The sequence below is a fragment of the Fictibacillus tiangongensis genome (assembly GCF_048083785.1).
GTDB lineage: Bacteria > Bacillota > Bacilli > Bacillales > Fictibacillaceae > Fictibacillus.
Genome location: NZ_CP182294.1, coordinates 825,995 through 847,045, shown reverse-complemented (window position 1 = coordinate 847,045; position 21,051 = coordinate 825,995). Strand labels below are relative to the sequence as shown.

The 21,051-nt window shown below is 40.5% G+C and carries 18 protein-coding genes; 6 read left to right on the top strand and 12 right to left on the bottom strand.

Annotation, left to right across the window (positions count from 1 at the left end; genetic code table 11):
- Positions 1 to 14: 14 nt before the first annotated feature.
- The 6 genes from ACNJYY_RS04670 to ACNJYY_RS04645 all read right to left on the bottom strand — a co-directional run bounded on the left by ACNJYY_RS04670 (position 15) and on the right by ACNJYY_RS04645 (position 7,142).
- The gene (locus tag ACNJYY_RS04670; RefSeq protein WP_416730751.1) at positions 15 to 2,408 is read right to left on the bottom strand and encodes a heavy metal translocating P-type ATPase; all 2,394 of its coding nucleotides are present in this window, start codon (positions 2,406 to 2,408) and stop codon (positions 15 to 17) included.
- A 15-nt stretch (positions 2,409 to 2,423) separates the two neighbouring features.
- On the bottom strand, positions 2,424 to 2,711 hold the full coding sequence (locus ACNJYY_RS04665) for a metal-sensing transcriptional repressor (RefSeq protein WP_416730750.1): 288 nt from the start codon (positions 2,709 to 2,711) through the stop codon (positions 2,424 to 2,426).
- Positions 2,712 to 2,787: 76 nt separating this feature from the next.
- On the bottom strand, positions 2,788 to 3,333 hold the full coding sequence (locus tag ACNJYY_RS04660) for a TVP38/TMEM64 family protein (RefSeq protein ID WP_416730749.1): 546 nt from the start codon (positions 3,331 to 3,333) through the stop codon (positions 2,788 to 2,790).
- 86 nt (positions 3,334 to 3,419) lie between these two features.
- Positions 3,420 to 5,474: a heavy metal translocating P-type ATPase gene (locus tag ACNJYY_RS04655; RefSeq protein ID WP_416730748.1), complete on the bottom strand. Its 2,055-nt coding sequence runs from the start codon at positions 5,472 to 5,474 to the stop codon at positions 3,420 to 3,422.
- Between the two features lie 16 nt (positions 5,475 to 5,490).
- Complete coding sequence (locus ACNJYY_RS04650) at positions 5,491 to 5,805, bottom strand: ArsR/SmtB family transcription factor (RefSeq protein ID WP_066391583.1); 315 nt, start codon at positions 5,803 to 5,805, stop codon at positions 5,491 to 5,493.
- A 125-nt stretch (positions 5,806 to 5,930) separates the two neighbouring features.
- On the bottom strand, positions 5,931 to 7,142 hold the full coding sequence (locus ACNJYY_RS04645) for a DUF418 domain-containing protein (protein WP_416730747.1): 1,212 nt from the start codon (positions 7,140 to 7,142) through the stop codon (positions 5,931 to 5,933).
- A 144-nt stretch (positions 7,143 to 7,286) separates the two neighbouring features.
- Here ACNJYY_RS04645 and ACNJYY_RS04640 point away from each other — a divergent pair, with 144 nt between their 5' ends.
- From ACNJYY_RS04640 to ACNJYY_RS04630, 3 genes are read left to right on the top strand one after another with little or no spacing between them, the layout of a single operon-like run.
- A complete protein-coding gene (locus tag ACNJYY_RS04640; RefSeq protein ID WP_416730746.1) occupies positions 7,287 to 8,090 on the top strand; it encodes an SGNH/GDSL hydrolase family protein in 804 nt (267 codons plus the stop codon).
- Positions 8,087 to 9,001: an ABC transporter ATP-binding protein gene (locus ACNJYY_RS04635; RefSeq protein WP_416730745.1), complete on the top strand. Its 915-nt coding sequence runs from the start codon at positions 8,087 to 8,089 to the stop codon at positions 8,999 to 9,001. Before ACNJYY_RS04640 ends, ACNJYY_RS04635 begins: the two co-directional genes overlap by 4 nt.
- Positions 8,994 to 9,974, top strand: coding sequence for an ABC transporter permease (locus ACNJYY_RS04630; RefSeq protein WP_137790451.1), 981 nt, complete (start codon positions 8,994 to 8,996; stop codon positions 9,972 to 9,974). Before ACNJYY_RS04635 ends, ACNJYY_RS04630 begins: the two co-directional genes overlap by 8 nt.
- 177 nt (positions 9,975 to 10,151) lie before the next feature.
- Here ACNJYY_RS04630 and ACNJYY_RS04625 read toward each other — a convergent pair whose 3' ends face one another.
- Entirely contained in the window at positions 10,152 to 12,158 is a 2,007-nt protein-coding gene (locus tag ACNJYY_RS04625) for a methyl-accepting chemotaxis protein (protein ID WP_416730744.1), read from the bottom strand.
- A 198-nt stretch (positions 12,159 to 12,356) separates the two neighbouring features.
- Complete coding sequence (locus tag ACNJYY_RS04620; RefSeq protein WP_144702668.1) at positions 12,357 to 13,058, bottom strand: TerC family protein; 702 nt, start codon at positions 13,056 to 13,058, stop codon at positions 12,357 to 12,359.
- A gap of 544 nt (positions 13,059 to 13,602) precedes the next feature.
- On the opposite strand from ACNJYY_RS04620, the gene ACNJYY_RS04615 reads away from it, so the two are divergent.
- The 3 genes from ACNJYY_RS04615 (at position 13,603) to ACNJYY_RS04605 (ending at position 16,793) form a co-directional block, all read left to right on the top strand.
- Positions 13,603 to 14,415 (top strand): YihY/virulence factor BrkB family protein, encoded by an 813-nt coding sequence (locus tag ACNJYY_RS04615; RefSeq protein WP_416730743.1) that lies wholly within the window; start codon positions 13,603 to 13,605, stop codon positions 14,413 to 14,415.
- A 157-nt stretch (positions 14,416 to 14,572) separates the two neighbouring features.
- Positions 14,573 to 15,607 carry a sporulation integral membrane protein YtvI gene (gene ytvI / locus ACNJYY_RS04610; RefSeq protein ID WP_416730742.1) on the top strand — a complete coding sequence of 345 codons (1,035 nt, stop codon included), beginning with the start codon at positions 14,573 to 14,575 and terminating at the stop codon, positions 15,605 to 15,607.
- A 151-nt stretch (positions 15,608 to 15,758) separates the two neighbouring features.
- Entirely contained in the window at positions 15,759 to 16,793 is a 1,035-nt protein-coding gene (locus ACNJYY_RS04605; protein ID WP_416730741.1) for an acyltransferase family protein, read from the top strand.
- Between the two features lie 105 nt (positions 16,794 to 16,898).
- On the opposite strand, the gene ACNJYY_RS04600 is transcribed toward ACNJYY_RS04605, so the two are convergent.
- The 4 genes from ACNJYY_RS04600 to hutU are packed head-to-tail and all read right to left on the bottom strand — an operon-like array spanning position 16,899 to position 21,049.
- Positions 16,899 to 17,159 (bottom strand): helix-turn-helix domain-containing protein, encoded by a 261-nt coding sequence (locus ACNJYY_RS04600; protein ID WP_066391554.1) that lies wholly within the window; start codon positions 17,157 to 17,159, stop codon positions 16,899 to 16,901.
- Positions 17,152 to 18,126, bottom strand: coding sequence for a formimidoylglutamase (gene hutG / locus ACNJYY_RS04595; protein WP_416730740.1), 975 nt, complete (start codon positions 18,124 to 18,126; stop codon positions 17,152 to 17,154). The genes ACNJYY_RS04600 and hutG overlap by 8 nt, the downstream gene beginning before the upstream one ends.
- The gene (gene hutI, locus ACNJYY_RS04590; RefSeq protein WP_416730739.1) at positions 18,101 to 19,372 is read right to left on the bottom strand and encodes an imidazolonepropionase; all 1,272 of its coding nucleotides are present in this window, start codon (positions 19,370 to 19,372) and stop codon (positions 18,101 to 18,103) included. The genes hutG and hutI overlap by 26 nt, the downstream gene beginning before the upstream one ends.
- A 15-nt stretch (positions 19,373 to 19,387) precedes the next feature.
- On the bottom strand, positions 19,388 to 21,049 hold the full coding sequence (gene hutU, locus ACNJYY_RS04585) for a urocanate hydratase (RefSeq protein ID WP_416730738.1): 1,662 nt from the start codon (positions 21,047 to 21,049) through the stop codon (positions 19,388 to 19,390).
- Positions 21,050 to 21,051 lie beyond the last annotated feature (2 nt).

Sequence of the window (21,051 nt, the reverse complement as noted above, 5' to 3'; positions counted from 1 at the left end):
TCCTCCTATATAGTTTATAAGTTGACTCGTTTCAAACGCAATGCGTTCGTTACAACAGAAACAGAGCTAAAAGCCATAGCCGCTCCGGCAACCCATGGTTCGAGCAAACCGAATGCAGCTATCGGAATACCTGCTGTATTGTAAAACAATGCCCAAAATAAGTTTTGTTTAATGTTCCGCATTGTCTTCCGGCTTAATTCTATCGCTTTAGGAATATGATTTAGATCCCCGCCAACAAGCGTAACATCAGCGGCTTCTATCGCTACATCTGTTCCTGTTCCGATTGCCATTCCAATATCAGCTGTCGCGAGTGCTGGAGCATCATTGATCCCATCGCCTACCATCGCTACTGTTTTTCCCTTATCTTGAAGTTCTTTCACAATACGTGCTTTATCTTCGGGTAAGACTTCAGCGAATACCTCTTTAATGCCTACTTCTTGTGCGATCGCAAGAGCTGTTCTTTTGTTATCACCTGTGATCATATACACATCAATACCCTGTTCTGTTAAAGCGTTAATCGCATTTTTAGAAGTTTCTTTTACCGTATCAGCAACAGCTACAATTAGAACGAGCTCTCCATCTACTGCACCAAGCATAGCTGTTTTTCCTTCGTTCTCATATGCTTCAAGAAGTGCTTCCTGCTCTTTGTATTCTACAGCTTTTTCTTTCATGAGCTTTCTCGTTCCGACGAGTACGTTTTTGCCACTAACTACCGCTTCAATACCATGCCCCGGGATAGCATGAAAGGATTCCGTCTCAATGGATGGTATATGCTGTTTGTTTCCATACTCAACAATCGCTTCCGCTAAAGGGTGTTCGGAGCTTTTTTCTGCGGAAATCACATGAGCAAGGAAACCTTCTTTTAACTCTGTGAGATCTGTTACTTCTGGCTTACCTTTTGTAACCGTTCCTGTTTTATCAAGTAGAACAGCATCAATTCTTTGAGCACCTTCTAGATACTCTCCACCTTTGAACAAGATGCCCTGCTCTGCGCCTTTACCCGTTCCAACCATAATGGATGTGGGTGTTGCAAGACCAAGTGCGCATGGGCAGGCAATCACTAGAATGGCGATGCTGACTTCAAGTGCTTGAGGCAGGTTTCCTGAATCAACAAGAAAATACCAAGTTACAAAAGCAAGTATTGCGATACCTACTACAATCGGCACGAAGATCCCTGAAATATAGTCTGCCATACGTTGTATGGGTGCTTTCGATCCTTGAGCTTCTTCAACAATCTTTATGATTCCTGCTAGAGCCGTTTCTTTTCCTACTTTTTTGGCTTTCATACGAAGCGTGCCATTCTTGTTGAGTGTAGCTCCAATAACGAAATCACCTTCCGCTTTTTCAACAGGAATCGCTTCGCCTGTAATCATACTTTCATCGACAGAAGAATTTCCAGAGAGCACAGTACCATCGACTGGTATTTTTTCACCCGGTTTAATAACCAGCGTATCCCCCACCACCACTTGATCGATTAAAATCTTCTCTTCCATTCCATCTCGAACGACAGTAGCTTCCTTTGCCTGCAGATTCAATAGTTTGGAAATCGCCTCAGTTGTTCTACCTTTTGCGAGAGTCTCGAAATATTTACCGACTAAGATTAGCGTTATTAATACAGCGCTCGTTTCAAAGTACAGCTGGGGCATATAGTCGGGATTACTAATCGTTTTAAAAGCTTCAACGACGCTGTAAAAAAAGGCAGCAGACGTTCCGAGTGCAACAAGAACATCCATGTTCGCACTCTTATTACGAAGCGCTCGAAAAGCCCCTATATAAAAAGGTCCTCCGATATAAAATTGTACGATAGAAGCGAGAATAAATTGAAACCAAGGGTTCATGAATAATGAAGGCATCAAAAGACCAAAACCCCAAGGCATATGAGCAAACATCGTATAGAGAAGTGGAAGAGACAAGGTGATAGAAAGAATTAACTTTCTCTTCTTAGCCGTGATCTCTTCTTCCTTCTTCGTCTTTTTCGTTTCACGATCTTGGTGAGTCGACGCATGATACCCAAGCTTCTTAATCTTGTTTAAAACATCGTCTACAGAAACAATCGCAGGGTTATATTCTATGGATCCTGTTTCACCCGTTAAGTTAACGGTAGCACTAGAGATTCCTTCCATACGGTTTAAGCTTTTTTCAATGCGTGTAGAACATGCTGCACAAGTCATGCCTGAAATATCAAGATCTATCTTTTCTTTCACAACACCGTATCCTAGCTTTTCAATTTTTTGTTCAATCTCCTGAAGGCTTATCATCTCAGAGTCGAACGTTACAGAAGCTTTCTCCATGGCTAAGTTGACGTTAACATCGACATGATCCATTTTGTTCAGCACTTTCTCGATTCGAGTTGAACAAGCTGAGCACGTCATGCCCGTGATTCCTAGATTTACTTTCTTTTTGCTCATGGTCTTCACCTTCTTTTATGATTTAGAGAATTGCTTAATGACCCTCATTAATTCTTCGATAGAGTCTTCTCCATCACCAGATTTTATCGCATCAGCCACACAATGCTGAGTGTGACTTTCCATCAATTGAAATCCTACTCTTTTTAATCCGGCTGTCACAGCTGAAATCTGAACAAGAACATCTATGCAATAACGATCATCTTCTATCATTTTTTGAAGACCACGAACTTGGCCCTCGATCTTTTTTAAACGGTTGTTTAAATCTTGTTTATCACTGTCACAGCGATGTGTTTTTTTTTCCATATGGGTTCATCCCTTCGTTTTGGATGCTTACAAAGTTAGTATATACTATACCCCCCTATAGTATCAAATGTTATGATCAGTTTCTTCTTTTGTTTACAAAAATGCAGATCCCTGCTAACGCTACAACTCCTAAAATGATCTTTCCTTCTGTATTCCATTCGGTAACGTTATACACTGAATATGCTTCAAGTACCAATGCTGGTATCTTCCCTATTGAACTCGCTACAACAAAAGTCCATGCTGAGACAGCCCCGATGGCACTAGCAAACGTAACGAATCCAGATGGGACAAATGGCAGCAATCGAAGTGACAGAATGAGAATGAATGCTTCCTTTCCTTTTGCATCTAATAACCTTACCACCCTGGGGTACCCCTTAAGCTTCTCTCTAGAAACCTGTTTGAATCCTTTTCTGTATAGAAAAAAAGCAACCATTGCTCCTAATGCTTCTCCAATAAATGAAATGAATGTTCCGTACCAAAACCCAAAGAATAAAATATTTGCTGCTGTTATAAAAACAGTAGGAACAACACCTAAAATTCCAATTAATATATTGAGTACGAGTGAAATGATAATCGCCCATTCGCTATACTCTTGGAAAAATTGAATCACGGTTTCTGACATGACATGCGTTCCTCCTAAAAAATCCTAAGTTCATACCCCTTTATGGTACTAAAAAAGCCATGCAGCTGCATGACTTTTTACGTTCACTATTTTCTATTGTGAAGCAGAACAGTAAGGCTGATCAATGTTACAAGAATTGTAGCACCCATGTCAGAAAGGATTGCAATCCAAAGTGTGAGCCATCCCGGTATCGTAAGCAGCAGAGCTAAAAGCTTCAACCCAAGTGATAATCCGATGTTCCACTTGATGATTGTATTTACTTTCCTTGAAACCTGAACAGCATCTGGAAGTTTTCCTAAATGATCTTGCATGAGTACAATATCTGCCGTTTCGATCGCACTATCTGTTCCTTTCCCCATCGCTATACCGAGGTCAGCAGTAGCTAATGCGGGAGCATCGTTGATTCCATCACCAATCATAGCCACTTTCCCATGCTTCTTTAGCGATCTAATCTTTTCTACTTTTTCCTCTGGCAGCAGCCCCCCGAAGAAAGTAGACACTCCCGTTTTCTTAGCAACTTTTTCTGCAACAATGGGGTGATCACCAGTCAGCATGACCGTTTCTTTTATTCCTTTTTCATGAAGCAGAGAGATAATGTCAGGACTTTCTTTTCTAATTTCATCAGCAATAGCAAACACACCAAGAATTTCAGTGTCACTTGCAACGAGGACGATCGTATTACCTTCTGCTTTAAATGAATCAATAACTTTTTTTACGTCCTCATCCGCATGCGTACTGCCAATGATTTTTTCGTTTCCTAGCCTATACGTTTTATGATCAACTACCGCTGTAATTCCTTGACCACTAACTGTAGTAATTTCATCCGCTTCTACTTCTTCAGCACCAACTTCCCGGCACTTTGCAACGACTGCCTTTGCAAGTGGGTGTGAAGAAGACTTTTCAATCGCATAAGCCACTTTATAAAAGTCGGGATGGAACGCTTTCTCCGCCACAACGTGCGGTTCCCCTAGTGTAAGAGTACCGGTTTTGTCAAAAGCAATGATATTTATCTTCCCAAGCTGTTCAAGATAAGCCCCGCCTTTGATCAAGATCCCATTTCTTGCATTAACGGTAATTCCAGATAGGATCGCAATCGGTGAAGATAGAATAAGCGCACAAGGGCAGCCCACGATCAATACCGCAAGTCCTTGATAGAACCATTCACCCCAGGGATCGTTGAACAAGAGTGGCGGTACTAACATAACAAGTGCAGAAATAATCATGATGATCGGTGTGTAATAGTTTGCAAACCGATTGATGAAAAGCTCCGTTGGCGTTTTGGATTCTTGTGCTTCCTGAACAAGAGCCAAAATTTTAGAAAGAGCTGATTGGTTATAAGTCTTCGATATTTTCACATGAAGAACACCTTCGTTATTGATGCTTCCGCCAAATACGTTCTCTCCACTCTCTTTTTCCACAGGAAGTGATTCACCTGTGATCGCGGCTTCGTTCACAGAACTTTTTCCATAGACAACAACGCCGTCTGATGGGATCTTTTGCCCTGTTTTTACAAGAACCACATCATCAACAGCAAGTTTTTCGATCGAAATAACTTCTGTTTTCCCGTCTCTTAAGAGAAGTGCTTCTTTCGGTGCTACCTTTAAAAGAGATTCCATCGAACGACGTGCTTTTTCCATCCCATAAGATTCAAGCAGTTCATTAATACCAAAAAGGATTGCCACAAGTGCAGCTTCTTTCCATTCTCCGATGGCTACTGCACCGACTAAGGCAACTGTCATTAAAGTGTTTATATCAAATTTTAACTTTGTTAGATTTCGAAGGCCTTTTAAAAACGTTGAGTACCCAGAAGAAATCGTCGCAACCGCATAAAATAGTACGGAAACATACGTTATGTTCATCATATGTTCTGTTATAAGTGCTGCTATGAAGGAAGCAACGGAGACGTATAAACCAATCATGAGCCAATTAGGTCCTGTAGGCTCTCCATCTGATTCAAAACGCACATTTTCCGTTGAAAGGATAGAACGAACACTGTCCATATCCATTTGTTCATCTAATACAATTTTGCTTGAGTTAAATTGCACCTTCGCTCGCTCTCCACCAGGAAGCTGTTGGATCTGTTCTTCCAGCTTTAATGCACAATGCCCACAAGATAATCCTGTGATTTTATGTTCTTTCATTTAAAGTCCCTCCTTTCTAGTCGTGTCTAGCATGATGGATGGATTGATGCAGAAGGGTCATCACATGCTCGTCATCTATTGAGTAGAATAGTGTAGTTCCAGCGCGTCTAAATTTAACAAGTCTTAAATTTTTCAAAAACCGTAACTGATGGGATACTGTTGATTGCATAAGTGATAGTTCTTCAGCAATTTCAGAAACATTGCATTCTCTCTCCCCTAGTAGATGCAAAATTCGAATGCGAGTTGGATCTGAAAGTGCTTTAAACGTTTGAGATACGATAAATAGTGTTTCCTCATCGAGGTGTTCATATTTGTTTTGCTGATCAGACATGAAAAACAGCTCCCTAAAATCCGGCTTTATTCATTATATGAACATATGCTCATATATGTTACTTAGAGTGTACCGAAAATTTTAGAATTGTGCAAAACAAAAAGAAGCGAGAATTCTCAGCTTCTTTATCCATTGCTTATTTCGTTTCTTTTGAATCGCTGTTTTCGGCCATATGTTAGTGAGCGCCACACCCATTCAAGCGGTCCCATGTAATACCTTTTTATCCACCACTTTGAAAAAATAACTTGGATAGAAAAAATAACGCATGCCAAGATAACACCAACGAGTGGTCCAAACTCACCATACAGACCTAACCCATAACTATAGAAGATCGTTGTCGCGATGATCGATTGAGTTAAGTAGTTCGTAAAAGCCATACGACCTGTAAATTGAAAGAAGTTAAACAAACGTTTACATACTCCACTTCGATAGAGAAGGACGATGCTGCAGATGTAGAAGATGCTCATCATTGCCCCACCAAATTCGTATCCCCATGACATTGCAGTCTCATAACGCCAATCTTCTCCTTTATAAGGAAAGAAAATAACAGCGAATGATTTACTTCCAGGACCAAGGATCAATGTTAACAGCCACAGTCTCCATAAGCCTCGATTCGTGAATGTTCTTTTCTTAGCAGCATAAGCACCGAATAAAAACATCGGCAAAAGTCCTGCTATAAAAAAGAGAAAATAACGGTTCAGATCTCCCCATTCATGAATTCTTTCCTTCATGATCTCAACATAGGTACCATTGCTGTAAATTTGAATGGATTGCGCGATCTCTTGTTCATAAAGCTCATTTTGAGCACTTTGATAGGTTTTCGCCGCGCCACTACTCCAATAATCGTACGTTAATGTTGTCATAAATAAACTGTAAACCGTTATTAACAGAAATCCCGTTATGATTAATACTTTCCTATTTAAACGATAAAAGATCAACATGAACAGACCAACGATCGCGTACATGATCAATATATCACCGTACCAAAAAAACAGAACATGAAGGATTCCAAAGAGAAGCAGAACAAACTGTCGTCTTAGAAATACAGGAACAAACCTCGTCTTTTTCGCCGCAGCTCTTTCTGCCATCAACACGATACCAAAACCAAATAAAAAGGAAAACATCGTTATAAAGTTTCCTTGAACAAAAAACTCTAACAGCACATTCGTCCATACGTTATACGGCTCATCAAAATATTCATAACTCAAAGCACGGATCGGTGAGTCCGGTCCTGAATATGACTTCATATTTACGAGTAGAATGCCAAAAATGGCGATACCGCGCATTACATCTAGCGAATGAATTCTGTCTTGCTCTCCGACTGGTTTCCAATTCATGATGAACCCCACTTAAATTTTTTTTTCATGATTCCACTCCCTTTGGTTTATTTTACCGCAAATAGGCAAAAAAGTTAGAATATGCGTCATTATTTGCTATTCTATAAAGAACAGATCAAGGATTTAGGAAGGATGAAAGCGGTTTTGAAAAAATATACCTTAACGGTCGTTTCAATTGTCTCTATTGCAGCCACAGTATTATGGCTGTTTGGTCTTGGCTGGACGTTACAAGACCAATTTTCCGCTAATAAAAAAGTTTCACAACTTAAAGAAAAAACCGAATCAACTTCAACAGAGAAACAAGATGGCACCCTTACGATCTTTGCATTAGGGGATTCTCTTACTCGTGGAACCGGTGACGCTGACGGAAAAGGTTATACTGGCTATCTAACTGAACGCTTAAAAGAAAAAACAGACCAAGAGATTAATCTGCTTAACACTGCCATCAAGGGGGAAACATCTAGAGGTCTTCTTAAGCAGCTGCAACAAAGTGAGATTCAGCGTCAAGCCAAACAAGCAGATGTGATCGTCATGACGATTGGCGGAAATGACCTTTTTCAACAAGGAGCAGCACTTGAGAATCTAGATAATAATACGATTAACGGTAAAAAACAGATCTATTTAAGCAATGTAAAAAAAATCTATACACAGCTCAGAGAACTGAATCCTGAGGCAGTCATCTATCATGTTGGGTTGTACAACCCTTTTAGCAATATGCCCGATTCAAAAACGACTTCTTCAATCGTTAGAGACTGGAACTTCCAGTCTGCTGAAACAGCAGCTGGCTTAGATAACATCGTATATGTACCTACCTTTGATCTCTTTCAGCTTCAAGTAGAAAACTATCTCTATACCGATCAATTTCATCCTAACACGGAAGGTTACAAGCTGATTGCTGAACGAGTAGCCTCACTGATCAAATTTGAACAGGAGGAGAACGAATCATGAGCCAGACACCTGCATTAGAAGTAAAGAATCTAACTAAGAAAATTAAGGGCAAGCAGATCATAAAAGGTGTTTCCTTTACCCTTGTTCCCGGAGAAGTCTTTGGTTTTCTTGGACCGAACGGTGCTGGAAAAACGACGACGATTCGAATGATCGTTGGTTTGATCTCTCCTACTTCTGGAACGATTAAAATCGGTGGTAAGAATGTACGAACGGAATTTACCGAAGCGATGAGACATCTCGGCTGTATTGTTGAAAACCCTGAACTGTATCCGTACTTAACAGGTTGGGAAAATCTTATACACTTTCAAAAAATGGATTCATCCATCCCTAAGACGAGATTAAAGGAAGTCATCGAACTCGTAGGGTTACAAAATCGAATTCACGATCGTGTAAGCACCTATTCACTCGGTATGAGACAGCGTTTAGGAATTGCTCAAGCTCTTTTAGGAAAACCGAAAGTACTGATTTTGGACGAACCGACAAATGGACTCGACCCTGCAGGTATCCGAGAGATGCGTGAATTTATACGACAGTTAGCAAGAGAAGAAAACTTAAGCGTTCTTGTATCCTCCCATTTGTTAAGTGAGATTCAGCTGATGTGTGATCGTGTGGCGATCATCTCAAAAGGTACGGTATTACGCACAGACTCTGTTGATAACCTATTGGCTGAACAGGAACGTGTGATTTGGCGTGCTGAACCTATTCAAGTCGCTAAAGAGATTCTTTCTATGGAAACAGAAGTTACAGAAGGTCCTGATCAAACACTAATCACGTTATATAATGAACCATTGCTGCCAGATTGGAACGAAAAACTCGTAAAAGCTGGAGTGAAGGTAAAAGAAATGAGAACTCAGCTTCCTTCTTTAGAAGATCTGTTCTTAGAAGTAACAGGAGGCGAAAGCATTGATTAATCTTGTCCGGAATGAAATGTTAAAGCTTCTAAGAAAAAAACGATTGTATGTCATCATCTTGATCATCGCTTTCTTAGTTCCTCTTTTTACATATGCTCAGTTTAAAGAGATACAAGATCAACGTGAGAAGATGGGGAATCAAGATTGGCGAACTACACTGCAGCAAGAGATCACTGACACTCAAAACCGACTAAGCTCAAGCCGCATTCAAGATGAATGGCGTAAATTTCTAAAGATCAGACTTTCACAGCAACAGTATTATTTAGAGAACGATATCGATCCACGTGCTCCAGGAGCACCAACTTTCATGCGAATATTCGTTGAGAACTCGATCGATCTACTTCTCCCTTTGCTCGTCATGGTCATTGTGGCAGACCTCGTTTCTTCTGAATCAAGCGGAGGAACGATTAAACTTTTACTCACTCGTCCAGTTAAACGATGGCGCATTCTTCTTAGCAAATACTTAGCGATGCTGCTCTCGATATCATTCATCGTTCTATCAGTAGCCGTTCTATCGTATGGAATATCTGGCGTCGTCTTCGGATATGGCGGATGGAACATGCCACTATTAACAGGCTTCACGGTTTCTGGAGATGAACTTTTAACTGAAAATGTACACATCGTTCCACAATGGCAATACATCCTGATGGAGTTCGGTCTCGTATGGTATGTATGTATGATCGTCGGAACACTCACCTTCATGCTGTCCGTACTGTTAAGAAGTACGGCTGCCGTTATGGGAATCATGCTCGCGTCACTCATTGCCGGAGCCATCTTAGCAAACATGGTATCATCTTGGGAAAGCGCGAAGTATTTCTTTATGGTAAACCTGAACCTTACAAACTATGTGAGTGGAATGGCAACTCCAATCGAAGGGATGTCTTTAGGGTTCTCCATGAGCGTATTAGCTGTCTGGGGAATAGCTGGATTCATCATCGCTTTCGTAACGTTTTCTAAGAGAGATATCTATTAAAATAAAAAAAAAAGGAAACCGCAAAGCCGGTTTCCTTTTTTATGTGACTTCTTTCTATACTGTCGAAGGTAATCTGTCCGTTCTTGGAGTCAATCTGTCTGATTGACTCCAGTATCTGTCCGATTCAGATGATAATCTAGCCATTCGACATCATAATCTGTCTAATTGCAACTTGTACTAGATCTTGAAGTGTTTGATCATTTCAGTCAGCGCTTGTGATGCATCGTTCAATTCTTCGGCCGACTGAGAAACTGTGGAGAGTGCACGCACTTGCTCTTCGGAAGAGGCGCTAACTTCTTCACTCGCTGCTGCAGATTGTTCAGCTACTGCTGCAATACTTTGAATGGAGGCTACTACTTCCTCTTTATAGTTGTTGATCATCTCAACTTCACTCGTAATCTGTTCGATTGATCTCACCATATCAGCCATCGTACCGGAGATTTCGTTAAAGGCAGACTCTGTGTCTGTTACACTCATATTCTGATCGTGAGCAATTCTTTTTGTGTATGCCATCTCGTGTACAGCTCGTTCAGACTCTTCACCAATTCCTGAGATCGTCTTACGTACTTTATCTGCTGCAACAGCCGATTGTTCTGCTAATTTTCGTACTTCATCAGCAACCACTGCAAAACCTCGCCCGCTCTCACCTGCTCTAGCTGCTTCAATACTAGCATTCAAAGCTAGTAGATTAGTCTGGTTCGAGATCTCTGTAATCGTTTGAATCACGTGCTCGATCTCTTCTACTTTTACAGCTAGTCCAGAAATAACAGATTCAATGTTTTTCAGAACTTGGTTACTTTCACTCGTTTTTTCACGCAACACATCCATTTGTGAGATTCCTTTTTTATTTGCTGCTTCAGCTAATAAAGACAGTCGGGTCATCTCTTCTGCTTGTTCATTTACTTTTTCAATCTGTAGGGATAAGTCCATCGTTCGACGGTTTGTTTCATCGGCATCTTCCGCTTGTGTAGTAGCTCCAGAAGCAATCTCTCTGACTGCTCTTGAAACTTCTTCACTTGCAGCAATCGTTTCTTCTGACACGGCACTCAAATTAGAAGTAGATTCATTAACTGTTATAACAGAATGACTGACAGATGTTATTAGTCCACGCATGTTTTCTACCATAGCGTTAAAGTGATGGGTGAGTGTCCCCACTTCGTCTTTGGACTTAGCTTCAACAGATATTGTAAGGTCGCCTTCTGCAACTTTTTGTACTTGTGTCTGTAATCTAGTAATTGGTTTAGAGATACTTTTTGCTAACATATAAGTTACTCCTAACGCCACGATTACTGCGACAGATGTAAAGATGAGTATCATGTTTAAAAGCTCTTCAGCATCTTTTAGCAGCTCTTTTTGATCGTAGACAAAACCGAGCTTCCAGTTCGTGCCGGCTATCGTCGTGTAATAGAGTTCTCGGTCTTTATTCTGAAAAGTATAGGAAACGTTTCCTTTTTCATTTTTGTATATCTCTTTTATAAATGTCTCTTTACTTAAGTCTTTGCCTTGTTGTGTCGGATGAACGAGTGCCATACCTTTCGGATCAAAAAGGACCGGATATCCTTTATAACTGACTTTCGTTTTGTTGATCATGCTCGTCAATCCACCAAGATTTAAATCAAGACCAACTACACCAAGAACCTCATCTGTTGCAGGGTCTAACACCGGTTTTGTAACTGTTACAACATATTCACCGGAACTTGCATCTTCGTACGGTTCTGTCCACATTATTTTTTCTGGTGTTTGTTTAGCCGTTTGATACCAAGGGCGTTCCGTTGGATCAAATCCATCTGGCAGCTCAAGTTCAGGAGTCGTTTTGAACTGTTTTGTCTCTGCGCCTATGTATAAGACAGCAACGTTCTTATTAAGATCCAAAAAGTGTTTGAAGTCTTGATCTACGATCGGCCAAAATTCATTCAAACCCTTTGTTTCATTCGTTTTTACTGTTTTTAAATAATTGACAAGTCTGCTGTCCTGGCTGTATCGATCGATTGTATCTCCGTATGATTTCAAATACAGCTCTGTTGAGGCTTTAACTTCGCTTGAAAGACTTGTTGCTTGTTCATTGCTGTTGCTTTCAAGCTGTTGTTTGGTTTGAAAATAAGAAAATAGCGATACAGATAAGAGTGTAAGTGCAACTAGAATACTTACAGAAAGCATGATCTTTGTTTGAATTCTTTTAAACATCTGTTTAACCCCCATTTATCATCTAAAACCCCTTACCTACATATCGACATCTAGTTATAAATGATTTAAGAAATAGGTCTAAACAGGTACAAAAGATTCATTTTCATATTAAAACCTTTCGAAACAAGTACTTTTTACCTAGAACTAGTTATCTTTTCATAAATGAAGTAACAAAAAAACCGCACAAGGCGGCTTTTTTTACGCTTCTTTTCTAGCAAGCACTTTTTCAGATGCTCTCTCTTGAGCGATCTTTCTTTTCTTCAGTGTACCTAATCCTAGCACAAGGAGAACCACAAGAACTTCAAATCCATATTTCACAAATCCATTTTCAAAATAAGGAGCCATGAATTTTTCTCCGACGATCATTTTAGAGGCCGTCCAAGCAAGGACACCAGCTCCAATTGTGATGATGAACGGGTATTTATCAATAACCTTTAGGAACAATGTACTTCCCCAAACAACAATAGGGACTGAGATTAATAATCCGATTACTACCAGTAAGAAATCGCCATGTGCAGCACCTGCAACGGCAAGAACGTTATCAAGACCCATTACCGCATCAGCAATAATAATTGTCCGAATGGCTGCCCAGAAACTATTTTGGGCTTCAATCTCATGATCTTTTTCTTCGATCATAAGCTTATAAGCGATAACGACAAGAATTAATCCACCTGCAAGCAGCAAGCCTGGAATCTGCAGCAGCCATACAACCGCAAGCGTGGCTGCTGCACGAATCACGATCGCTCCTACTGTTCCCCAGATGATTACTTTCTTCTGATTCTCCTTCGGCAAGTTTCTAGCTGCCAAGCCGATTACAATTGCGTTATCACCAGCTAATACTAAGTCGATAACAACGATCGCCAATAAGGCCGACCAAAAATCTGGTGTTAAAAAATCCATTAAAAAAATCCTCCCTGTTAAACATCTGTTGTTTTTAAAAAGCAGTTGATTTTTCGTTCCATCCAATCAACTACCAAAGTAGACAAGGCATGAAAGCACCTATCTTTTAGAAAAACGTGACAAAAATAATAAAAAATGAGTAATTACGAACACGTTATGCCCTGCCAGGCTTATCCATCTCTACATATAATAAGAGCAAAGGGGGTGTTTTTTATGCGTTCATGTTCATGCGGATGTAAAGTTAGATGCCAATCCTGTGTAAACTTTTGTGGTGTTCCTTTATTTTGCCGAGACATTAATCCTTGTTGTTTTCCTTTCATTCAGCCTCAACCTACACCAACAACCTCTCCCTTAATCGTTGTTTGTAGATGCCCTCGTTGCTCAACAAGGCAACGGTAACTTGTTTCAAAATGCATTTACGTTGTAACTTCACATCACTGATACGATTGAGTGAACGTTTTGTTTCAAAAAAAGCGTTCTTTTTTTTTTATTAAGGGAATAATGCAGGATAGATTGATAAGATCCATTTAATGGGGGTGTCCTCGTGCGTTGGTTTATGAAACAGTGGTTTCACCGTTTCTTTCAAGATAAAGTATTTGACCTTTCTGCACAGCTAGCTTATTACTTCCTAGTTTCTCTGTTTCCTTTTGTTTTTCTAATCTTTACGATCCTTAGCTTTTTGCCTATTTCTTCTGCTTATGTACTATCACTTTTTCAGTCTATCGCACCAGAAGAAGCATATGCTTTACTAGAGTATAATCTAGTGGCGGTATTGGACGAGCATAGAGGAGATGTATTATCAGTTTCATTAATCATCATGATTTGGTTAGCAACAATCGGGACGCACGCAATCATCCGGGTTTTCAACCAAGCTTATCAGGTCGAAGAAAGCCGACCTTTTATAAAAGAACTCATTTTAGGTATGTTCCTTACGTTCGGTCTTGTGATCGCAGTTATAACGGCTCTCCTTTTGCCGGTCTTTGGAAGGAACATCGGGATTTACATATTTGAACGAACAGGATTCTCACATCCCGTCTGGCATATATGGGAAACAGCACGCTACCTTATTGGCTTCTCAGTGCTTCTCTCCATTTTCTCGGCTCTTTATCGTTTTGCTCCAAATGTAAGATTGACGTTCAGAAACGTGTGGCCAGGGGCTATTTTCTCGACAGCAGGCTGGCATCTATTTTCTTATTTATTTTCTTCATACGTTCTTATTTTTGACTACGGACAGATATACGGAAATTTAGGCGCATTATTAACATTAATGGTGTGGTTCTATCTATCTGCGATGATCTTAATCGCTGGCGGACAGTTGAACGCGATACTCGCATTAAAGAGGGAATTAAGAAAATAAGAAGATTTTTGAAAACTTCAGTTTCTGTGATTGACATTTTCACATTATCGTAACATCATTGTGTATATATAAAGAATTAACATCTTTTTTTCCGGTCATAATGGATAGTAATGAAAAATTACTGACCGGCTAAAATTTCGGAGATCGGGGCTGGAAAATGACTGTAAAAAACTTAATCTTATTACTCATTTTGCTTGCCGGAATCGTCATCTTTGTCTTTTACAGTATACCTCTCCTTCTCGCATTGCTTACTGCTATAATGCTAGAACCAGTAGTAAAATTGTTTATTAGACTATTTAAAGGTAGACGATTATTGGCCGTCACTGCTACTTTTATCTTGTACCTTGCGGGATTAGGTATTTGCTCTTACTGGCTCACAACAACACTTGTTATTCAGGTTATCGAGTTTATAACCGTTCTTCCATCCTATTCTGTTCATCTGTTCGAAGTAGCAGAGAATACGTTTTATGAAATGGAAAACTTTTATGCTAGCTTACCTCCTGAAGTGGTGAGAACACTTGAAGAGGGATTAGTAGGTTTAAAGGATTATGGTGTTGAAACAGCAAAGAACTTAACTTCGGGTATATTAGGGCTGATCACAGCCATACCAGGATTGTTGATCTATTTTATTATCTATGTAGTTGCCGTTTTCTTATTTTCACTGGATCTTCCGCGACTGTATGCTGAGTTTCTTAACCTATTTACAACAGCAGCCCGCGAAAAGGTTGAATTGGTCTTTAGTCAACTGTCTAGAGCAACAGTAGGGTTCTTTAGAGCTCAGATCATCTTAAGTTTTGTTACATACGCATTGGCATTGATCGGACTCATGATTTTAGATGTTGAGTATGCGGTTATTCTCGCTCTTTTGATCGTTATTGTGGATATCCTTCCAATTCTCGGAACAGGATCTTTCCTTGTCCCATGGGCGGCTTATTCCTTCTTTATCAATAACAATGATCATCTTGCATTCGGACTTCTGATCATGTTTGGAGTCATCACCATCGTTCGAAGAATTATCGAACCAAAAATACTCGGATCAAGTCTTGGTATATCTGCACTAGCCGCTCTTGTTTCCTTATATATTGGATTCCAGCTTCTAGGCTTTATCGGATTGATCGTCGGTCCTGCTATCGTCATCATCTATGAAGCGTTGAGAAGTGCAGGGTTTATCAAAATTAAGATCGATTTCTAACGAAAAACGTGTTTCCTGTAATAGGAAACACGTTTTTTTCTATTTATAGGTTAGAAACACCTGCAATGTTGGGAATTATAGAAAATAAGTAAAAAAAATGAGAAAATCATTCGAATACTTTATAAGGTGAATAATTATTGGAGGAATATCGATGAGTACTGCTACAAAAGAACGCGATTATTATTTCGACAACGCTAAGTTTATTTTAATTTTTCTCGTCGTGTTCGGGCACTTTATTTCCCCGATAAAAAGTCAAAATGAGTGGCTTTACACGATTTACAACTTTATATATACCTTTCACATGCCTGCATTCATATTAATAGCAGGATTTTTTACTAAAGGTGTGTGGCGTGATGGCTATCTTCCAAAAATCTTTAAAAAAGTGTTGATTCCTTATCTAGTATTCCAGTTAATCTACAGCTTTTTCTATTATGACTTATATGGTAAAAGTGAAGTGAAACTAGACTTCTTTTCTCCACACTGGACACTTTGGTTCTTATTAAGTTTGGTTTTCTGGAACATCCTTTTAAAAGTCTTTGTGAAAATGAAATATCCGCTTCTCCTTGCCATTGGGATAGGGGTAGCAGTAGGTTATATTCATGACATTGGTACATTTTTGAGTCTCCTTCGAACATTTGTCTTTTTCCCTGTGTTCTTGCTTGGACATCTTCTAGAAAAGAGAGACTTCAAAAAGATATTACGTCCGAGAGCCAAGATTGTCTCAGCTGTTTTCTTAGTGGTATTGTTTATTACGTATCATTTTATTTTTCCAAACGGTACAAAAGAATGGCTTCTCTCGTCATCTTCTTACTCGGAAATTCTAGGATACAACGATTGGTATGGCGGTATTGTACGACTTGCTATGTACGGTGTCATGTTTGCCGCTACCTTCAGCTTTTTAGCACTTCTTCCGCGCAGACGAATGTTCTTCACCGAATTTGGCGAACGGACATTATACATCTATCTGCTGCATGGATTTGTGCTGAAATACTTATTTACAACAGATCTGTTCGCATCTATTGAAGAGAACGGCGCTTACTTTATGCTCCTCTTCCTAGCTGTAATCGTAACGCTATTTTTAGCAAGCAAACCCGTTATCGCACTAGCACAGCCGTTTATTGAATTGCGTTGGTCTAAGCTTAAAAAAATATTAAAACCAAAGTCCTCTCAGCCTAGAGAGAGCTAATTCTTATAAACAAGAAACACCGCAAAGCCGAAATGGCTAGCGGTGTTTTTTCGTTTCAATAAGAATGAAATAAATAGGACAATTGCGTAGTTTTCAAAATAAATTTTAGGAACCTTGTTTATAATAATGTTGTTTTGCCTCTGCTAACACACGTAACGGAAGTTTGTCCGCTAGTTTAAATGCTTCTTTTTCGTTTAACTCTAATGTCTTAACAAGCTTTTCTATCTTTTCTTCAGATGGAATCATTCTCCCTTTTTCAATATCTGCCATGTATTGAGGAGTGATGCTTAATCGTCGTGCAAGCTCTGATTTGCTCAAGCCCTTTTGATTTCTAGACAATTCAATAAATTTTCCGAACTCACTCATTTCGTAAACCTCCCTTTCTTCCTGAATAAAACAGCGTGAATTGTATGATGATGTAAGCTGCTAACCGGCTCGTCATGTTGCGGAAATCAAGGGTTGGATCAATTTCCACGATGTCCATCCCCTTAACAGAAGGCTCTTTTGCAAGATACTGAATCCCTTCAATTAACGAGTCACTGTCTAATCCACCTGGACCGATCGCAGGACAACCTGGAGCAAATGCCTGATCTAAAACATCCATGTCGAGAGAAATATATATGTTATCTGTTGTCTGTTTTAACTGGTCAACTGATTTTTGTAATAAAGAAAGCAATCCGTTTCTTTTTACATCACCCATCGTATGAACCGTTACTCCATGGTCCTTTGCATAATCATGATAAAGTTTCCCATTTGAGAAATCTCGAATACCAATCTGAACGAGTTGATCACCTGTAATCACTCCATTTTCTATGAGTTGGCGAAACGGTGTACCGTTTGATGGACCACCGTCCTCCGTATTCCGAAGATCAAAATGTGCATCGAACTGGATGATGCCAACACGCCCTCTCGTTTCTTGAAAAGCTTTGATCGCTGCAGCAGAAACAGAATGATCGCCACCAAGCGTAATTACACATGCTTCCCTATGCTGATCTCCAATATCTTTTAAGACCGAAAGTATTCTAGATTGTGAAGTAAAGAGATCTGTTACATGCATCTCGATATCTCCAAAATCTGTAATGCTGTAATCCCAAAGATCACTTTCTTCTTCAATGCTATAAGTGGAAAACGAATGCATCATCGCACGGATGGTCTGTGGTGTGAGATGTGCACCCGAATGCGAAATAGAAGTCTTCGAGAGAGGAGCACCAGCTATTGCTACCCCTCTCACTTCATCTCCTGACCAAGGCTTCAAAAGCTGACCTGCCTTTTTTATCCCTCTGTCAGTAAATGGCGCCTCACCCGATTTACGTAGAAAGGGTATAGTTTGCATGAATATCTCCCTTTCCAACTACTAACTTACCGTTCTTCCACACTTTATTAACGTGGTTCACACCATAATGATATGGAATATACTTATAGTTTGGTACATCCCACAGAACAAGATCTGCTCTTCTTCCTATTTCTAAACTACCTGCAACATCACCGCGCCCAATCGCGAAAGCTGCGTTCACCGTTACTGCGTTCCAAATTTCCTCTGGTGTCATCTTCAGCTTTAATGCAGCGAGTGTCATAATAAACTGCAGATTTTCTGTAGGTGAACTTCCAGGATTAAAATCAGTCGAAAGCGCTACAGCCGCTCCATTTGAGATCATATCCCGTGCTGGAGCGAAATGATCTTTTCCTAAATAGAACGTTGTTCCTGGAAGAAGGACTGCGATCGTATCTGATTCCCCTAGCATACGAACGCCTTCTTTACTCGCTCCAACTAAGTGGTCAGCAGAAACAGCTCCGATCTCACAGGCCATCTCCGTTCCGCCGAGAGGATCGATTTCATCCGCATGAATTTTCACACCAAATCCTGCTGTTTTTGCTTTTTGAAGAAAAACTTTTGACTGTTCTACCGTAAACACACCAGTTTCACAGAAAATATCTACAAACTCGGCCAGGCCTTCTTTTGAGATTACGCTTAACAAGGAAAGCATCTCTTCTAAAAAGGCATCTGGTCTTCCTTTATAGTTTTCAGGAATAGCATGAGCTCCCAAAAAAGTAGCAACAAGATCGATCGGGTGAGTTTCATTCAGCTGTTTTGCTACTCTTAACTGCTTTAATTCGGTCTGTTTATCCAGACCGTATCCACTCTTTGCTTCCATAGTCGTAACACCATATGTTAAACACCTGTTTAAATGGAACATTCCCTTTTTATAGAGAGCATCTTCAGCTGTTTCACGTGTTGCTTTAACCGTTGAATGAATTCCTCCGCCTTGAGCTAAAATTTCTAAATAAGGAACTCCTTGTTGTTTCAAAGCGAGTTCATGCTCTCGTGATCCCCCAAACACTAAATGTGTATGAGGGTCCACTAAGCCTGGTGATAACAGTTTTCCTTCTGCCTCAATCGTTTCTTTTGCTTGTAACTGAGCCGCTTCTTCCGCAGTTCCTATAAACGCGATGACGCCATCTTTTATACCAACAGCTCCGTTATCGATGATGGAGAGTTCATTCATCTGAGCACCTCGAAGCGCCGCTCCATTACTCTTTGGAACAATCACCTGTCCAGCAAAAATCAATGTATCCAGCATTCGTCACACCCCTTTTTAGTTCTCGATCATCGGCAGATCTACGCCTTTTTCTTTCGCTGTTTCAATCGCAAGGTCATAACCTGCATCAGCATGCCTTACGATTCCCATTCCAGGATCACTCGTTAGTACACGCTCAAGACGACGAGCCGCTTCTTCTGTTCCATCTGCTACAACAACCATTCCGGCATGAAGAGAATAACCCATCCCAACGCCGCCGCCATGGTGCACAGACACCCAGCTCGCACCATTTACCGCATTGATCATCGCGTTTAAAATCGGCCAGTCCGAAACCGCATCACTGCCATCAAGCATTCCTTCTGTTTCACGATTAGGCGATGCAACTGAACCACAATCCAAGTGGTCACGCCCGATCACGATGGGTGCTGACAATTCGCCGCTAGCTACCATTTCGTTAATAATTTTTCCAAACTTCGCACGTTCACCATAACCTAACCAACAGATGCGGGAAGGAAGACCTTGAAACTGTACTTTGTCTTGAGCCATCTTGATCCATTTGCAGAGGTGCTCGTTATCACTGAACTCTCGTAATATCACTTCATCTGTTTTTCTGATATCTTCTGGATCTCCCGATAATGCTACCCACCTAAAAGGTCCTTTTCCTTCACAGAACAGCGGTCGGATAAACGCTGGAACGAACCCAGGGAAATCGAATGCGTTTGTAACTCCTTCATCAAGCGCAACTTGTCTGATGTTATTTCCATAATCAAATACAACAGAACCCTTCTTTTGCATCTCAAGCATTGCCTGAACGTGGATCGCCATCGATTGCTTCGATTTTTCAATATATTGCTCAGGATGACGTTTACGAAGTTCTGCTCCTTCTTCCATCGAGAAACCTACTGGTAAATAGCCATGCAACGGGTCATGGGCAGATGTCTGATCCGTAACAAAATCCGGAATCTCTCCCATCTCAATCATCTTTGGTAAAAGCTCAGCTGCATTTCCTAAGAGTCCGATGGATAGTGGCTCACCTTTGGCCGCGTATTCTTTAGCCATGCTTAATGCTTCATCTAAACTCTTTGTCATCTTATCTAAGTATCTTGTGTCTAAGCGGCGTTGGATTCTTGTTTCGTCTACATCGATCGCGATTACAACACCATCATTCATCGTTACTGCTAGAGGCTGTGCCCCACCCATACCTCCGAGACCTGCTGTGAGTGTAATCGTTCCTTTTAGTGATCCGTTAAAATGTTTGCGAGCAGCTTCTGCAAACGTCTCGTACGTACCTTGAAGGATGCCTTGCGTGCCGATATAGATCCAGCTTCCTGCTGTCATCTGGCCATACATCATCAGTCCTCTTTTCTCAAGATCACGGAATGTATCCCAATTTGCCCATGCAGGAACAAGGTTGGAGTTCGCGAGTAAAACCCGTGGCGCATCTCTGTGTGACTTAAATACAGCGACCGGCTTTCCAGATTGCACAAGAAGAGTTTCATCATTCTCTAAACGCTCTAATGTTTCTATGATCTTATGATAAGAGTCCCAGTTGCGGGCAGCTTTGCCGATACCACCATAAACGACTAGTTCATCCGGATTCTCCGCTACTTCCCCATCTAAGTTGTTCATCAGCATTCGAATGGCCGCTTCTTGAACCCACCCTTTTGCCGATAATTTTGTGCCTCTAGCAGCTGATATAGAATGTTTTACGTTTGACATGT

Excerpts from the sequence above, each read along its gene's own strand:
- ACNJYY_RS04665 (WP_416730750.1), bottom strand. The coding sequence starts at position 2,711 with ATGGAAAAAAAAACACATCGCTGTGACAGTGATAAACAAGATTTAAAC.
- ACNJYY_RS04635 (WP_416730745.1), top strand. The coding sequence starts at position 8,087 with ATGAGCCAGACACCTGCATTAGAAGTAAAGAATCTAACTAAGAAAATT.
- ACNJYY_RS04645 (WP_416730747.1), bottom strand. The coding sequence starts at position 7,142 with ATGAATTGGAAACCAGTCGGAGAGCAAGACAGAATTCATTCGCTAGAT.
- ACNJYY_RS04670 (WP_416730751.1), bottom strand. The coding sequence starts at position 2,408 with ATGAGCAAAAAGAAAGTAAATCTAGGAATCACGGGCATGACGTGCTCA.
- ACNJYY_RS04620 (WP_144702668.1), bottom strand. The coding sequence starts at position 13,058 with ATGGATTTTTTAACACCAGATTTTTGGTCGGCCTTATTGGCGATCGTT.
- hutU (WP_416730738.1), bottom strand. The coding sequence starts at position 21,049 with ATGTCAAACGTAAAACATTCTATATCAGCTGCTAGAGGCACAAAATTA.
- hutI (WP_416730739.1), bottom strand. The coding sequence starts at position 19,372 with ATGCTGGATACATTGATTTTTGCTGGACAGGTGATTGTTCCAAAGAGT.
- ACNJYY_RS04605 (WP_416730741.1), top strand. The coding sequence starts at position 15,759 with ATGAGTACTGCTACAAAAGAACGCGATTATTATTTCGACAACGCTAAG.
- ytvI (WP_416730742.1), top strand. The coding sequence starts at position 14,573 with ATGACTGTAAAAAACTTAATCTTATTACTCATTTTGCTTGCCGGAATC.
- ACNJYY_RS04655 (WP_416730748.1), bottom strand. The coding sequence starts at position 5,474 with ATGAAAGAACATAAAATCACAGGATTATCTTGTGGGCATTGTGCATTA.
- ACNJYY_RS04600 (WP_066391554.1), bottom strand. The coding sequence starts at position 17,159 with ATGAGTGAGTTCGGAAAATTTATTGAATTGTCTAGAAATCAAAAGGGC.
- ACNJYY_RS04625 (WP_416730744.1), bottom strand. The coding sequence starts at position 12,158 with ATGTTTAAAAGAATTCAAACAAAGATCATGCTTTCTGTAAGTATTCTA.
- ACNJYY_RS04650 (WP_066391583.1), bottom strand. The coding sequence starts at position 5,805 with ATGTCTGATCAGCAAAACAAATATGAACACCTCGATGAGGAAACACTA.
- hutG (WP_416730740.1), bottom strand. The coding sequence starts at position 18,126 with ATGCAAACTATACCCTTTCTACGTAAATCGGGTGAGGCGCCATTTACT.
- ACNJYY_RS04660 (WP_416730749.1), bottom strand. The coding sequence starts at position 3,333 with ATGTCAGAAACCGTGATTCAATTTTTCCAAGAGTATAGCGAATGGGCG.